The organism is Uliginosibacterium sp. H1 (genome assembly GCF_036017065.1).
GTDB lineage: Bacteria > Pseudomonadota > Gammaproteobacteria > Burkholderiales > Rhodocyclaceae > Uliginosibacterium.
Window position 1 is genome coordinate 406,543 of the sequence record NZ_JAYXHR010000002.1, and the last position, 13,578, is coordinate 420,120.

A 13,578-nucleotide genomic window follows, 5' to 3' on the forward strand; every position below is an offset into this window, starting at 1 on the left:
TGATGCAGCCGGGTTTGTCCTCACCGCGCTGGCGGGGGACAATCCGTGCCGCATCATGAGCACACCTGAAAGACCGGCGCCCACGCGCGTCATTCCCATCCAGCCCCGCGCGGCGGTTGCCACGGCCGACGCGCAGGTGAAGCTGCAAGCGCCGCCCCCGCTCGCGCTGTACATCCACTACCCGTGGTGCGTGCGCAAGTGCCCGTACTGCGACTTCAACTCGCACGCGGTGCGCGACGAAGGCATCCCGGAGGACGCCTACGTCGATGCGCTGATCGCCGACCTGAGCGCCGCGCTGCCACAGGTGTGGGGCCGCCGCGTGGTCAGCATCTTCATCGGTGGGGGCACGCCCAGCCTGATTTCCGCTGCCGGGCTGGACCGCCTGCTGGGCGCGGTGCGCATGCTGCTGCCGCTGGAGCCGGGTTGCGAGATCACCCTGGAGGCCAACCCCGGCACGGTGGAAGCCGGCAAGTTCGCCGACTTCCGCGCCGCCGGGGTGACGCGCGTGTCGCTGGGCATCCAGAGCCTGGACGATGCGCGCCTGCAGGTGCTGGGCCGCATCCACGACAGCCGCGAGGCGCATGCGGCGATGGAACAGGCCGCGCGCCACTTCGACACCTGGAACGCCGACCTGATGTACGCCCTGCCGCAGCAGACGCTGGCACAGGCGCTGGCCGACCTGGACGGCGTGCTGGCGCACGGGCCGAAGCACCTGTCGGCCTATCACCTGACGCTGGAGCCGAACACGCTGTACTACCGGCACCCGCCGGAGCTGCCGGACGACGAGCTGTCGGCCGACATGCAGGAGGCCATCGAGACGCGACTCGCAGGCGCCGGCTTCCAGAACTACGAGACGTCCGCCTTCGCCCTGCCCGGCCACCGCTGCCGCCACAATCTGAACTACTGGCAGTTCGGCGACTACCTGGGCATCGGCGCCGGCGCGCACGGCAAACTGAGCTCGCACGAAGGCATCCGCCGCGAGATGCGCCACAAGCATCCGCAGGCCTATCTGCAGGGTGCCGCGCGTGGCGACTTCGTGCAGGAGGCCAGCAGCGTGGGCGCGGCCGAACTGCCCTTCGAGTTCATGATGAATGCGCTGCGCCTGACCGAGGGCGTGCCGACCAGCCTGTTCGCCGAGCGCACCGGCCTGCCGCTGGAAGCCGTGGCGACGCGCATCGTGGCGGCACGGAAGCAGGGCCTGCTGGAAGCGGACGCCAGCCAGTTGCGCCCCACCCTGCGCGGCAAGCGCTTCCTGAACGACCTGCTGGAACTGTTCCTGGCAGACTGAGCCTGGCGGACTGAAGGGCAGGGGGCGACGGAAGGCGACACCAATTTGCCCGTTGCCACAAACATGGCTGACGGCCCTGGCATATGATGCTGCGTCACCTGCCCATGGGTCGCCCATGCCACAGCATCACAGCCTTCGTCAGCGCTGGTTGATCGCAGTCTGCATCGTCACGGCCCTGATGCCCCTGGTCGTCTGCGCGGTGCTGGGCGTATGGCGCGGCATCCACAGCGCCGAGGTGGACAACCGGCGGCGCGCCGAGCAGTTGCTGCAGGGCACCGGTCGCATCCTCGACCACACGGTGCAGCGCTTGCAGGAACTGCGCTGGACCGCCGCCTCGGCCTGCGAGGACGACGTCATCGAGAAGCTGACCTACGGGGTCTACAACTCGATCTACATCCGCGAGATGGGCGTCTTCGATCCCGACCTCGCCCTCCTGTGCACCAACTTCGGCCGGCTCTATATCAAGGTCTACCAGGACATCAAGCACCGCCTGCCGGAGAGCGGCCTGTTCTACAACGTCATCCAGACGGTGGTGATGAAGGAGCGCTCGGTCATCGTGAACCTGCGCTTCCCGGAAGGCGGCGGCGTCAATGCGCTGATCGACCCGATGGTCTTCGAGGAGCTGGCGCGTACCGCCGGCGTGGCGCGCGTGCGCAGCCTGCAACTGGGCTTCGTGCCCGGCGACAGTATCCTGGAGCGCGACCAGCCGGCGCTGCCGGACAGCCTCTTCAAGCTGCACACCACCGCCGCGCTGGACAAGCACCCGGTGCGCATCGAACTGCATGGCAGCGACGAGGAAGTGTGGGAGGCCATCGAGGACCAGCTGCCCCGCTACCTGCTGGCCGGCGTGGCGCTGTCCCTGCTGGCCGCGTGGTGCCTGCGCCAGGTGTGGAACCGCCTGCAGGCGCCGGAGGAAGCCTTGCGCCAGGCGCTGGCGCGGCGGGAGTTCCTTCCCTACTACCAGCCGATCATCAATCTGGAGACCGGGCTATGCGATGGCGCCGAAGTGCTGATGCGCTGGCGCCATCCGGGCATGGGCCTCATTCCGCCGGACAGCTTCATCCCGATCGCCGAGCGCACCGGCCTCATCAAGCCGATGACCGCCCTGCTGCTGGAACGCGTGTGCGCACAGCTCGGCCCGCTGCTGCGCAACCGCAACCTTTACGTATCGATCAACCTGTCGCGCAGCCACCTGGACGATCTGGACATCGTCGACAGCCTGCTGACCTACTGCCGTCGCTACGAGGTGCCGCCGGCCACCTTCGTGTTCGAGATCACCGAACGGGGCCTGCCCGACGACCCCGGCCATGCCGAAGTAGTGGTGGACGCGCTGCGCGGCCTGGGCTGCCGGGTGTTCATCGACGACTTCGGCACCGGCCACAACGGCCTGGCGCTGCTGCAGCGCCTGACGGTGGACGCCCTGAAGATCGACCGCAGCTTCGTCGAACCGATTGGCGACGAAAGCGCCAAGGCCCGCGTCATCGATTCCATCATCGAACTGGCCGACCGCCAGGGCCTGGCCTTGGTGGCCGAGGGCGTGGAGACCGAGCAGCAACAACGCTACCTGGCCGACCACAAGGTCGCCCACGCCCAGGGCTACCTGTTCGCCGCACCGATGGAGGCCGCGGACCTGGTGCTGTTCCTCGAACGCACCCAGCCGTGGATGCGGGCGGTGACGCGGGACTGAGCCCGGCGAAACGCGACGGACCCGCTCAGGATTCGCCGTGTCCGGTCTTTGCCGGCGCCAGCAACAGCTTGCTGGTGGTCTGTTCGCAACTCTCCGGCTTGACGCCGTAGCGGGGGAGCAGTTCCTGCGATGCCGGCAACAGGGTGCGCTCCAGCGTGGCCAGATGCGGGCTGCCGCGTCTTACCCACACCTCGTTGTGGGCGAAGCACTCCGGCACCATCACGAAATCACGCAGCAAGGCCTCGCCGATTTCCTCCGCACCGAATTCCGTCGGCTTGCTGTTGACCACCACGACGTCGAAGCGCGCTTCCTTGAACTGCGCGATGGCGTGTGCCAGCAGCGCCGGCGAATACTTGTTGTCGTTGAACCAGCGCACGTAGATCTTTCCATTGACGGCGCGCAGGCCGCCGTACAGGAACAGGCCCGGATCGCGACCGAAGAAGAACACCGGCTCGGCGCGCGGTAGCCCGCGTGCGAGCGCTTCGCCGATGGCGCGCGACTCGTTGAAACGATCGCCGGGGTACTTCTTCGCCGACCACTGCCAGGCCTGGTAGGAAACATGGTCCTTGAGCCGCACGCCGGTATAGCCCAGCGCGGCCAACAGGACACTGGCCGCGAGGGCCACGCCGACGGGACGCGGCAGGCGCAGCAGGTAGTGGACACAGAACGCGGTGCCCACCAGCAGGGGGGGAATCCATAGCTGGTAGTAGTGCGCGAAGAAGCGCCCCGGCACCACCACGATGAGGAAGGTCGACCCCAGCCAGGCAAGCATGACCAGCAGCGGCTTCCAGTGGCGGCTCAGCAGGGCGCCGAGCACCCCGACCGCCGTGACAGGCAGGTAGGGATAGAGCGCCCCGGCCGACCAGGCGGGAAAGATCCCCATCCAGTAGGCGCGCTTGATGTTGTACAGCCAGTTGCCGCCATACCCCTCGTTGTAGAGGAAGGCCGCTTCGAAAAAGGGTTTCAGGCTCCCCTGCAACCAGAACACGGCGAAGACCAGCAGCCAGCCGACGCAGCCGACCGCCCCGGTCCATACGGCGATCCGCAGCTGGCGGACGAAGTCCGGTCGCGCAAACAGGGCGGCATGCGTCAGGAATGCCAGCGCGATGGCAATCGGCACGAACACGAAGTGTTGCTTGAAATACGTGGTGACGAAGAACAGGAAGCCCGCCAGGAAGGCCCAGCGATCGCTGACCCAGCGTTCGCTGACGGCGTACCAGAGCAGGATGCCGCCAGCGAACATCGGGTTCACCAGTGCTTCGCTGTTCGGCTGATTGGCCTGCATGTCCATGTCGAAGGACAGCAAGGCCCACAGCACGGCAGCACAGACCGCCGCGAAACGGTTGCGCGTCAGCGCGAGGCCGAGGCCGAAGATCGCCAGCAGGGTGGCCGTGTTGAACACCAGGTTCATCGCCAGGATGTACTGCGGCCCGAAGCCGAAAACCTGGTTGAACGCGGCGTGGATCAGGAAGCTCGCCGGCGGCTTGTGGTTCCACAGGTCCGAATAGAGGGAGCGGCCGTGCAGGAACTCGTTGCCGATGATGGCGTGGATGACGATGTCGCGTTCCAGCGATTCGTCGGCCGTGTGCAGGCGCAGCAGCACCAGCACGGCGACGGCGGCCAGCAGGGCCAGCGCGGTCCACAGCGTGGAGCGCGACAGCAGCGGCCTGGGCAGGGATATCGGGCTGGCTACGGCGGGCATGGATCCAGACATGGGCGGTGCAGCAGGCTACGGATGAAACGGCCTGCCAGTATGCGGTCGTAACGATGCGTCATTCTGAACAGCACCCTCAGGTACGGGCAAGCATCAGGTGCGTAACGGTCATTTCACCGGCATGGCGAGCCCGCCCCCGGGCACTTCAGCTTCCGCCCGCCCGGGCCGTTACCCCGACCACCGCCCGCGTATGCCGGCGCCTGTACCTGTCCTACGGATCCTGATCGCCCCATGTTTCACAGCTTGTGGTCCAGCCTCAGCCGCCTGTTCGCTGACGCTCCGCCGCCCACCGATCCCTCGGCCCGCCGGCGTGATCCGCCCGCTACGGGCACGTCCGCCCCCAGCTCCGTCTTCACCACCGAAAGGCAGGACGAGGGCGCCCCCGGCCTGCTGACCCGCACCGAGGTCATGGATGCGGGGCTGAACATCCGCGGCTACGAATTCGCCCTGCGCGGCGACCTGCGTGAACGGATCCGCGCCCAGGGTCGTCCGGTGCGCGACTTCCTCGACGACATGCTGATCAGCCAGCTCGACACCCATGCCGGCGAGCTGCTGCGCGAACGGCGCGCCTGGCTGCAGCTGTGGGAAGGCAGCCTGCAGCGCGGCATCGCCGAACGCCTGCCGCCGCGCACCTGCCTGTTGCTGGCGCCGGACAACGCCACGCGCCCGGCCCCGCCAGAGACGCGCTCACGCATCGCCAGCCTGCGGGCAGCCGGGTTCGAAGTGTGGCTGGACGACTGTTTCGGCACGCCCTGGTTTGCCAGCGTGGCGGACCACGCCAGCGGCATCGTGCTGCGGATGGCCTGGCGCACGCCCAACGAAACCGGGGCGATGCTCGGCAAGCTGCGCCAGGACTGGCCCGGCCTGCGCCGCGCGGCCTGGGAGGTGGCGAGCTACGAGGACCAGGCGCTGGTCGCCAAGCTGGGCTGCAGCCTGTTCTCCGGCGGCTTCGTGACCCATCGCGGCAACTGGGCGGGCAACCAGCTCTCGCCGCAGGTGCTGCATGTCGCCACCCTCATCAACAAGGTGCGCGCCGACGCCGACAACCGCGAGATGGCTGCGGTGCTGAAGCAGGACCTGGCCATGTCCTACCGCCTGCTGCGTTTCGTGAACACCTCGACGCAGGGCCTCAACCACGCCATCTCGTCGATCGAACAGGGCTTGATGGTGCTGGGCCAGTCGCAGCTCGACCGCTGGCTGACCCTGCTGCTGCTGACCGGCAGTGCCGGAGGTGGCGGCGCGCTGACCGAGATGGCGCTGAGCCGCGCACGCTTCCTCGAACTGCTGGGCCAGGGCCGCTTGAATGCCGCCGATTGCGAACGCCTGTTCGTGCTGGGCCTGTTCTCGATGCTGGACGTGGCGCTGAAGGTGCCACTGGAGGACGCCATCACCCCGCTACGCCTGCCTGATGACATGAACCTGGCCCTGCTGAAGCACAAGGGCCCCTTCGGCGCCTGCCTGGCGCTGGCGGAGGCCTGCGAACGGGGCGAGGCCGCGCGGGTCGAGCAACTGGCGGTGAACATGCGGCTGTCCACCGCACGCATCAACGCACGCCAGATGGAAGCGCTGGCCTGGGTGGCAGCCAACAGCCGCGACACGACCGCAGCCTGAGGCCACCACGGCCTCGCCCGGCAAGAGCGGCTACAGCAGGCTCCCGGGCACGTTGCCGCCGTTGTCGGCGATCTTCTGCAGCACGGTCTTGTGCAGCCACATGTTCATCTGTGCCGAGTCGCCCATCTTGTCCGGCGGGCAACCGAGCTCGACGGCCAGCTCCTTGCGCGCGCCCAGGGTGCTGTCCAGGCCGAGCAGCTTCATCAGGTCGACGATCGAGGTCTTCCAGTTGAGCTTCTCGGGGTTGGCCGCGGCCATGGCTTCCAGCTTGCTCACCACGTCGACGACGCTGACGGCGGCGGGCGCTGCCGGCGCGACGGGCGTGGTTGATACGGGTGCCGCGGCCGGCGCAGGCGCCGGTGCCGGTGCCGGTGCCGGTGCCGCAGGGCTGGCCGGTGCTTCGTCACCGAAGCCGAGTTTCGCCAGGATCTTGCCGAAGATACCCATGACCATGCCCTCCAGTGCGCGCCGCAATATCGCGGCCGAGGTATCGGTATAGCACCGCGTGCCCCGCCTGGAGCATCAAGTTTTCATGACACCCGCAAGACCGGCCCGAGCCGACCGACGCAGTGCGGCTGCCGGGTACTACAGCTTGTCGCCGAACAGTCCCAGCAGGCCGATGATGATCAGGTACAGCGCCACGATGTAGTTGAGCAGGCGCGGCACCGCGAGGATGAGGATGCCGGCGACGAGGGCCACGAGCGGGCCGATGGCAAGGTGTACGTTCATGTTCTTCTCCTTCGTTGCACGCCCGGCGGGCCCGGGCGTGTTGCAGGAGAATTTTCCGACGGCCTGCTGGCGACATCAGCCAGCGGACAGGCCGCCCTGGCGTAAGCCGCAACCTACGCGCGCTCAGCGCGCCACGGCCAGGTCGCTCGCCTTCAGGTTCAGCAGCACGTTGAGCGCCAGGCACACGCCGCCGAACCACACCGCGAAGCTGCCGATGCCCACCAGCGGTGCCAGTTGCGGCTGGCCGAGAAAGACGAGGGCCAGCGCCAGCATGGAGACCGGCACCGCGATGTTGTAGGTCCAGAAGAACGCCTTCGCCAGCTTGGTTTCCGCAAGCTGCGGGAAGCGCGCGAACAGCAGGCCCGCCAGCAGCAGGCAGACCCAGCCCAGCAGGTTGATGTGCGCATGCACCGGCGACAGAGTGTGGTTGTGGGTGGCGCCCATGTACACGCCCAGCGACATGCCGGCGATGAGGTACAGGGCACCCAGTTTGAAACAACGGTTGGCCATCATGGCGAAGACTCCATTCTTGTTGCGGATGCTGCGCCGGCCACACCGCGTGGCCGGCAAGGGGCGCATCGTATGCAGCCTGCGGCAGGGCCACGGTTAAATGATCCGTAAGGGCACCCTAAGAATTTCCTAAGGGCGCCTGGTTGGTGCGCGGCACTATTGCGGCGTGCCGGCCATGACCAGCGCAGGCGCCTGCCTGCCACAGTCCAGCGGCAGGCCGCGGGCCTGCAGCGATGCCGCCGATCTGCCGGGCAAGCCGTCTGCCAGCGCGGGCTGCAGGGCGCTGCCGCGGCGCACCCACACCTCGTTGTGGGCGAAGCAGTCCGGCACCGCCACGAAGTCGCGGTTCAGGGCGTCGTTGATGTGCGTGGCGTTCAGCGTCATCAACGGCGCATTGACGATGACCACGTCGAAGCCGCCCCCCATGAACCGCTCGGTGGTGTCGGCCAGCAAGCGCGTCGACATCAGCGGGTTGTCTGCGAACCAGCGCGCGTAGAGCTTGCCGTTGACCGGACGTAGCCGCCCGTAGAACAGCACCTGCTGGTCATGGCCGAAGAAGAACACCGGGCTGTCCGGCGGCAGGATGGTCGCGAGGTCTTCGCCCAGCAGGCGCGCTTCGCCGAAGCTCTCGGTCGGATACTTGATCCCGGCCCAGTTCCACGCCGGCTGTGCGAACTGCACGGCAAGCCGGTAGGTCGTCAGGCACAGGCATGCGATCACCACGGCCATGGCGAGGCGCCGGCCACCGGGCGGCCACGCCAGCAGGCAATCCAGCAGCAGCGCCACCCCGATGACCATGACCGGCATCCACAGCTGGAAGTAGTGCGGAAAGAACTTGCCCGGCAGTGCCACCATCAGCTCGGTGCTCAGCACCCAGAACAGGAACAGCAACAGCAGCTTCCAGCGTCGCAGCCACAGCATGGCCGCCACGGCCAGTGCGCCGGTGACGACGTAGGGCAGCAGGCCAGCGGCGAACTGCGAGGGGAAGAACCGCTGCCAGTACCAGTGGGCGCCCTTCAGCGTGCGCAGGATGTCGCCGCCGTAACCACGGTTGTAGGTGACGAGGGCGTCGATCAGATCATCCAGCGTCCCCTGCATCCGGAACACCAGCAGCGTGGCCAGCCAGCCGACGAGGCCGACGCCGGCGATGGTCAGTGCCGTGCGCAACTCGGCACGCAGGGCCGCCCGGTCCAGGCATGCGGCATGGATCAGGAACGCCGCCGCCATGCCGGCCGGCATCAGCACGTAGTGCTGCTTCAACAGGCTGGCGGCGAAGAACAGGCCGCCGGCGAGGATCGCCCATTGCGACGGCAGCCTGCGTTCGCTCACCTGGTACCAGCAGTACGCGCCGAACAGCAGCAGTGGCGCCGCCATGGCCTCGCTGTTGGGCTGGTTGGCCTGCAGGTGGATGTCGTCCGACACCAGTACCCACAGCAGGGCCGCGACGAGACCGCAGACCTGCCGACCCGTCAGTGCCCAGGCCAGTGCATGGATGCCCAGCATGGCACCCACATTGAGCAGGATGTTCATGACAAGGAGGTAGTGGGGGCCGTAGCCGAACAGCGCGTTGAACGCGGCGTGCATGAGGAAGGTGCCCGGCGGCTTGTGGTCCCACAGGTCCGAGTACAGCTCGCGGCCCTGCAGGAACTCGTGGCCGATCACGGCGTGGATCGCCAGATCGCGCTCCACCGGCTCCTGCCAGCCATACAGGCGCAGGCCGGTGGCCAGCAGTGCGAGGATCGCCAGCGCGGCGCTGGTCCACCAGCCCGGTTCGCGCACACCTGAAGTCGTTGCCATGGAAAGCCCCTCCCCACCGGGGCGATATCGATTCCGCGACTCGACGATTCCCACGACTCGATTCCCGCGACCCCGCTGGACATAAGCAGAAGCCATGCCGCTGGGCCACGAACCTGGCAACCCTGCCCGACTGTACGAGCAGCGCGCTGTCACAAAGCAGGCGTCCGGTACGTCTGGCATCTGGAGAGCCGGACCGCTCTCCACAACCCCTCATCAGGATGCAAGACTGTCGCCATGGACCGAACCAGACTGGACACCTTCAACTCCCACCGCAAACGCCTGCTCGGTGTCGCCTACCGCATGCTGGGCTCGCGCAGCGACGCCGAGGATGTCGTGCAGGACGCCTGGCTGCGCTGGAACGCCGCGGACGCCGGTACGCTGCAGTCGGCCGAAGCCTGGCTGGTCACCGTGACCACCCGCCTGTGCATCGACCGCCTGCGGGCGGTGCGCCAGGAGCGCGAGCATTACAAAGGCCCCTGGTTGCCGGAGCCGGTCATCGAGACCGAAGACCCCGCGCCCTCGCCCGAGCAGGTGGTGGAACTGGCCAGCGACGTGTCGATGGCTTTTCTCGCCGTGCTGGAACGCCTGTCGCCGGACGAACGCGCGGCCTTCCTGCTGCGCGAGGTGTTCGACCTGGACTACCCCGACATCGCCCGCATGCTGGAACGCAACGAGGCCAGCGTGCGCCAGCTGGTCAGCCGCGCGAAGACCCGCGTGCGCGAGGACCGCCCGCGCATCAGCGTGAGCCGCGACGCGCATCGCTCGCTGCTGGACCGCTTCATCGAGGCCACCCGCAGCGGCCAGCAGGCTGCGCTGCAGGCGCTGTTCGCGGCCGATGCGCAGTTCGTCGCGGACGGCGGCGGCAAGGTGCTGTCGGTGCTCAAGGAGCTGCACGGCGCGGCGCGCATCGTGCGCTTCTTCGAGATGGTCGCCCGCCAGGTCGGCCCGCGCCTCGACTACCGCCACGCGCAGGTGAACGGCGAACCGGGGCTGCTGCGCTACCTGGACGGAAAGTTCGACGCGGCACTCAGCTTCGTCACCGACGGCGACCGCATCCTGGCGTGCCACGTCGTGCGCAATCCGGACAAGCTGCGGCAGGTGCCCGCCGCCCTGCAATCGCTCGCGCCCGCCTCGCCGGACTGACCGCAGCCTGCGCGGCAGTTGTGCCGGCCGCGCCGCGGGTGTTGACTCTCACCTTACGTGAGGCTTCACAAAGCACCCCATGCGCGACGACCCTGCACATTCCGCCCGCCACTACACCGTCAGCCAGGTCGCCCGCCTGTCCGGCGTGTCGGTGCGCGCACTCCATCACTACGACGAGATCGGCCTGCTCAAGCCAGTGGCCGTCGGCACCAACGGCTACCGCTACTACGGCCGCCAGGATCTGTTGCGCCTGCAGCAGATCCTCTTCCATCGCGAGCTGGGCATGCCGCTGGCGGAGATCGGCGCCATCCTCGACGCGCCGGGCTTCGACCGGCTGGACGCCTTGCGCGCGCAGCGGGCACGCGTGGAAGCGGAGGCCGAGCGCCAGCGGCAGTTGCTGGAAACCATCGACCGCACGATCGCCGACCTGGAGGGCGACACCGCCGTGACCGAGAAGCACCTGTTCGAAGGCTTCGGCAGCGAGCGCCAGGCCGAGTACGAAGACTGGCTCATCGACAAGCTGGGCGAGGACGCCCGCCCCCGCATCCGCCGCAGCGCCGCCTTGTTCGCGGACATGGATGTCCATGAGAAGTCCGCCCGCCTGCAGGAATTCGAGCGCATCGCCCACGACCTCGCCGACAGGATGCGCAGGGGTGTGGCGGCCGACGACACCCAGCTCGACCCCTTGCTGCGCGAGCACCACGCCTGGATCTGGCAGGCCTGGGGAACGCGCCCCACCGCGGCGGCCTATGCCGGCCTGGGCGAGCTGTACGCCAGTGCCCACGATTTCGCCAGCCGCTTCGACGCCTGCTCGCCCGGCATGTCCGCGTGGATGCGCGAGGCGATGAAGGCCTACTCGCAACGCGCCCTGTAGGGAGCCGCCAAGATGCAGACGGCATCCATACAAGCGCTCGTGTTCGACACCCTGCTCGTGCTCGCCACGCTGGGCAGCGCGCTGATCGCCGGCGTGTTCTTCGCGTTCTCGAGCTTCGTCATGGGGGCGCTGGCGCGCGTCGCGCCGGAACAGGGCATCGCCGCCATGCAGTCGATCAACGTGGTCGTACTGCGCTCGTGGTTCATGGTCGCGTTCGTGGGGACGGCAGCCATCTGCCTGGCGCTCGCCACCTGGGTGATCGTGGACTGGAATGCGGGGAACGGTGCTGCGGGCATGGCCGTGCTGCTGGGCTGCGCGCTCTACGTGCTGGGCACCTTTGGCAGCACGATCGCCTTCAACGTGCCGCTCAATGACCTGCTCGCCCGCCAGGACATCCGCGACGATGCCGCCAAAGCGGTGTGGGCACGCTACCTGCGCGACTGGACCCGCTGGAATCACCTGCGCAGCCTCAACGGCACGCTGGCGGCCGCGCTGTTCGTGGTGGCTGCCATGCAGCCGGCGGCCTAGTCGGGCGGGAGCGCACCCGCCATGCATCGCCGTCACGTCGCCCACGGCACTGTTTCGGTGGTGCGCCTGCTGCCGGCCACGCCGGGGCAGGTATTCGCGGCCTGGGCGGACAAGAACGCGCGCCAGCGCTGGGACCTGCCCGGCGAAGACTGGCCGGTGGAGTACGAGCGTTTCGATTTCCGGGTCGGTGGGCGTGACCGCCTGCGCTTTGGCAACCCCGGCGGGCCGCTGTATGTCGCCGAGCACTGCTACCACGACATCGTGCCCGACGCCCGCATCGTGGCGTCCCGGGTGACCACCCGTTTCATGACGCACGCAGGTGGGCACCTGGGCGATGGCGCCCGCATGGATGGCCAGCGCGTTTTCGTCGGCCTCGTGACGGCGGAGTTCTATCCAGCGGAGCAGGGCTGCAGGCTGGTGGTGACGGAACAGGGTGCGCAGCTGGACGACACTGTCGCGCCAGCCGGCCTCGCCGAGGCCAGCTTCGCGACGTCGCCCCTGTTCAGCAGTACTGTCTGAGACAGGGAGCGCCGCGGCTTTCGCACCGCGCGATCAAAGCCCGCGCGGTGCGAAAGCCAATGCCGATTCCGTCAGGCAGCGCGAGCGGTCTCGCTGACTTGCGGCAGCTTGCGCGGGGTCAGATCCAGCAGCCGGTTGCGGAACCAGCGGTGGCCCAGGTCATTCTCGCGGGCGCGGTGCCACACCAGGCAGGCATTCACCTTGGGCATGTCCAGCGGCAGGGGCAGGATCTGCAGGCCCAGCATGTCGGCCATCGACTCGGCCAGTTTGCGGGAGATGGCACCCACCAGGTCGGATGCAGCGACCTGGAGCACCAGTTCGTGCTGCGAGCGGGTCATCAGCAGCGGATGCTGCGGCCCCTGGCCGATGGCGACTTCCAGTTCATGCAGGTTGCCGGGGCCCTGGGGCTCGCCATGCACTGCGAAGGATTCGCCGGCGAGTTGCTCGCGCGTGCGCGGGCCGTCGATGCGCGGATGGTTGCGGGCAACGATCATCACCAGTTCGTCTTCCCACAGGGGGACATGCACCAGTTCGTCGTCGCTGGTGTGAACGTGGTCGAGCAGCAGGTCGATGCGGCCTTCGCGCATCAGGCGATGCACTTCCTGGCGGTCGTTGGCCGGATGCAGGACGAGCGAGATGTGCGGCGCCTCTTCGTGCAGGCGTTTCAGCAGATCGCTGCGGAAGCGCGGCCCCGGCGCATAGATGACGGCGAGACGGAAGGTGCGTTCGGAGTTTGCCGGCTCGAAGCCACGCAGGCCACCCACGCTGTCGCGGATCAGGTCCAGCGCCGACTTGATCGGCACGAACAGCTCCTGCGCTGTCGCGGTCGGGGTGATGCCACGTCGGCCGGCAACGAACAGCGGGTCGCGCAAGGCCACGCGCAATCGGCTCACGGCGTTGCTGACAGCCGGTTGCGTCATGCACAGGCGCAGGGCGGCGCGCGTCATGTTGCCCTCTTCGTACACCGCCTCGAAGACCGCGAGAAGATTCAGGTCAAGGCTGCGCAGGTTCACATCCGTCATGGCTACTCACCTCCCGGAAGGCATTGATCTTCAATGCTAGACCATATGCGGCCGTCCTGAGCCTGCCCATGCAGGCGTAATTTTTTCAGGTCAGCCGCAATGCAAGTGGCAGAGGCGACCGGTAGCCTCTATATTCGGTAAAACTGCCGGAGCCGC

The 13,578-nt window shown here is 67.8% G+C and carries 13 protein-coding genes; 7 read left to right on the forward strand and 6 right to left on the reverse strand.

The window, feature by feature from the left end:
* Positions 1–55 precede the first annotated feature (55 nt).
* Complete coding sequence (gene hemW / locus VVD47_RS11435; protein WP_327603591.1) at positions 56–1,288, forward strand: radical SAM family heme chaperone HemW; 1,233 nt, start codon at positions 56–58, stop codon at positions 1,286–1,288.
* Between the two features lie 115 nt (positions 1,289–1,403).
* Complete coding sequence (locus VVD47_RS11440) at positions 1,404–2,975, forward strand: EAL domain-containing protein (RefSeq protein WP_327603592.1); 1,572 nt, start codon at positions 1,404–1,406, stop codon at positions 2,973–2,975.
* 25 nt (positions 2,976–3,000) lie between these two features.
* Here VVD47_RS11440 and VVD47_RS11445 read toward each other — a convergent pair whose 3' ends face one another.
* A complete protein-coding gene (locus tag VVD47_RS11445) occupies positions 3,001–4,677 on the reverse strand; it encodes an ArnT family glycosyltransferase (protein ID WP_327603593.1) in 1,677 nt (558 codons plus the stop codon).
* 243 nt (positions 4,678–4,920) lie between these two features.
* On the opposite strand from VVD47_RS11445, the gene VVD47_RS11450 reads away from it, so the two are divergent.
* On the forward strand, positions 4,921–6,300 hold the full coding sequence (locus VVD47_RS11450) for an EAL and HDOD domain-containing protein (RefSeq protein WP_327603594.1): 1,380 nt from the start codon (positions 4,921–4,923) through the stop codon (positions 6,298–6,300).
* A gap of 30 nt (positions 6,301–6,330) precedes the next feature.
* On the opposite strand, the gene VVD47_RS11455 is transcribed toward VVD47_RS11450, so the two are convergent.
* From VVD47_RS11455 to VVD47_RS11470, 4 genes are all read right to left on the reverse strand, one after another.
* Positions 6,331–6,747, reverse strand: coding sequence for a DUF3597 domain-containing protein (locus VVD47_RS11455; RefSeq protein WP_327603595.1), 417 nt, complete (start codon positions 6,745–6,747; stop codon positions 6,331–6,333).
* A gap of 138 nt (positions 6,748–6,885) precedes the next feature.
* Positions 6,886–7,029 carry a DUF3096 domain-containing protein gene (locus VVD47_RS11460; RefSeq protein ID WP_327603596.1) on the reverse strand — a complete coding sequence of 48 codons (144 nt, stop codon included), beginning with the start codon at positions 7,027–7,029 and terminating at the stop codon, positions 6,886–6,888.
* 123 nt (positions 7,030–7,152) lie between these two features.
* Positions 7,153–7,542 (reverse strand): DUF2871 family protein, encoded by a 390-nt coding sequence (locus VVD47_RS11465; RefSeq protein WP_327603597.1) that lies wholly within the window; start codon positions 7,540–7,542, stop codon positions 7,153–7,155.
* A gap of 153 nt (positions 7,543–7,695) precedes the next feature.
* A complete protein-coding gene (locus VVD47_RS11470; protein WP_327603598.1) occupies positions 7,696–9,336 on the reverse strand; it encodes an ArnT family glycosyltransferase in 1,641 nt (546 codons plus the stop codon).
* A 234-nt stretch (positions 9,337–9,570) separates the two neighbouring features.
* Here VVD47_RS11470 and VVD47_RS11475 point away from each other — a divergent pair, with 234 nt between their 5' ends.
* The 4 genes from VVD47_RS11475 (at position 9,571) to VVD47_RS11490 (ending at position 12,400) form a co-directional block, all read left to right on the forward strand.
* Positions 9,571–10,479, forward strand: a complete 909-nt coding sequence (locus tag VVD47_RS11475) for an RNA polymerase sigma-70 factor (protein WP_327603599.1) — start codon at positions 9,571–9,573, stop codon at positions 10,477–10,479.
* A gap of 79 nt (positions 10,480–10,558) precedes the next feature.
* On the forward strand, positions 10,559–11,353 hold the full coding sequence (locus VVD47_RS11480; protein WP_327603600.1) for a MerR family transcriptional regulator: 795 nt from the start codon (positions 10,559–10,561) through the stop codon (positions 11,351–11,353).
* 12 nt (positions 11,354–11,365) lie between these two features.
* The gene (locus VVD47_RS11485; RefSeq protein ID WP_327603601.1) at positions 11,366–11,881 is read left to right on the forward strand and encodes an anthrone oxygenase family protein; all 516 of its coding nucleotides are present in this window, start codon (positions 11,366–11,368) and stop codon (positions 11,879–11,881) included.
* Between the two features lie 21 nt (positions 11,882–11,902).
* Positions 11,903–12,400, forward strand: coding sequence for an SRPBCC domain-containing protein (locus VVD47_RS11490; RefSeq protein WP_327603602.1), 498 nt, complete (start codon positions 11,903–11,905; stop codon positions 12,398–12,400).
* Positions 12,401–12,471: 71 nt separating this feature from the next.
* Here VVD47_RS11490 and VVD47_RS11495 read toward each other — a convergent pair whose 3' ends face one another.
* Positions 12,472–13,422 carry a LysR substrate-binding domain-containing protein gene (locus tag VVD47_RS11495; protein ID WP_327603603.1) on the reverse strand — a complete coding sequence of 317 codons (951 nt, stop codon included), beginning with the start codon at positions 13,420–13,422 and terminating at the stop codon, positions 12,472–12,474.
* Positions 13,423–13,578 lie beyond the last annotated feature (156 nt).

Coding starts and splice junctions, on each gene's coding strand:
- hemW (WP_327603591.1), top strand. CDS start 56: ATGAGCACACCTGAAAGACCGGCGCCCACGCGCGTCATTCCCATCCAG.
- VVD47_RS11440 (WP_327603592.1), top strand. CDS start 1,404: ATGCCACAGCATCACAGCCTTCGTCAGCGCTGGTTGATCGCAGTCTGC.
- VVD47_RS11445 (WP_327603593.1), bottom strand. CDS start 4,677: ATGCCCGCCGTAGCCAGCCCGATATCCCTGCCCAGGCCGCTGCTGTCG.
- VVD47_RS11450 (WP_327603594.1), top strand. CDS start 4,921: ATGTTTCACAGCTTGTGGTCCAGCCTCAGCCGCCTGTTCGCTGACGCT.
- VVD47_RS11455 (WP_327603595.1), bottom strand. CDS start 6,747: ATGGGTATCTTCGGCAAGATCCTGGCGAAACTCGGCTTCGGTGACGAA.
- VVD47_RS11460 (WP_327603596.1), bottom strand. CDS start 7,029: ATGAACGTACACCTTGCCATCGGCCCGCTCGTGGCCCTCGTCGCCGGC.
- VVD47_RS11465 (WP_327603597.1), bottom strand. CDS start 7,542: ATGATGGCCAACCGTTGTTTCAAACTGGGTGCCCTGTACCTCATCGCC.
- VVD47_RS11470 (WP_327603598.1), bottom strand. CDS start 9,336: ATGGCAACGACTTCAGGTGTGCGCGAACCGGGCTGGTGGACCAGCGCC.
- VVD47_RS11475 (WP_327603599.1), top strand. CDS start 9,571: ATGGACCGAACCAGACTGGACACCTTCAACTCCCACCGCAAACGCCTG.
- VVD47_RS11480 (WP_327603600.1), top strand. CDS start 10,559: ATGCGCGACGACCCTGCACATTCCGCCCGCCACTACACCGTCAGCCAG.
- VVD47_RS11485 (WP_327603601.1), top strand. CDS start 11,366: ATGCAGACGGCATCCATACAAGCGCTCGTGTTCGACACCCTGCTCGTG.
- VVD47_RS11490 (WP_327603602.1), top strand. CDS start 11,903: ATGCATCGCCGTCACGTCGCCCACGGCACTGTTTCGGTGGTGCGCCTG.
- VVD47_RS11495 (WP_327603603.1), bottom strand. CDS start 13,422: ATGACGGATGTGAACCTGCGCAGCCTTGACCTGAATCTTCTCGCGGTC.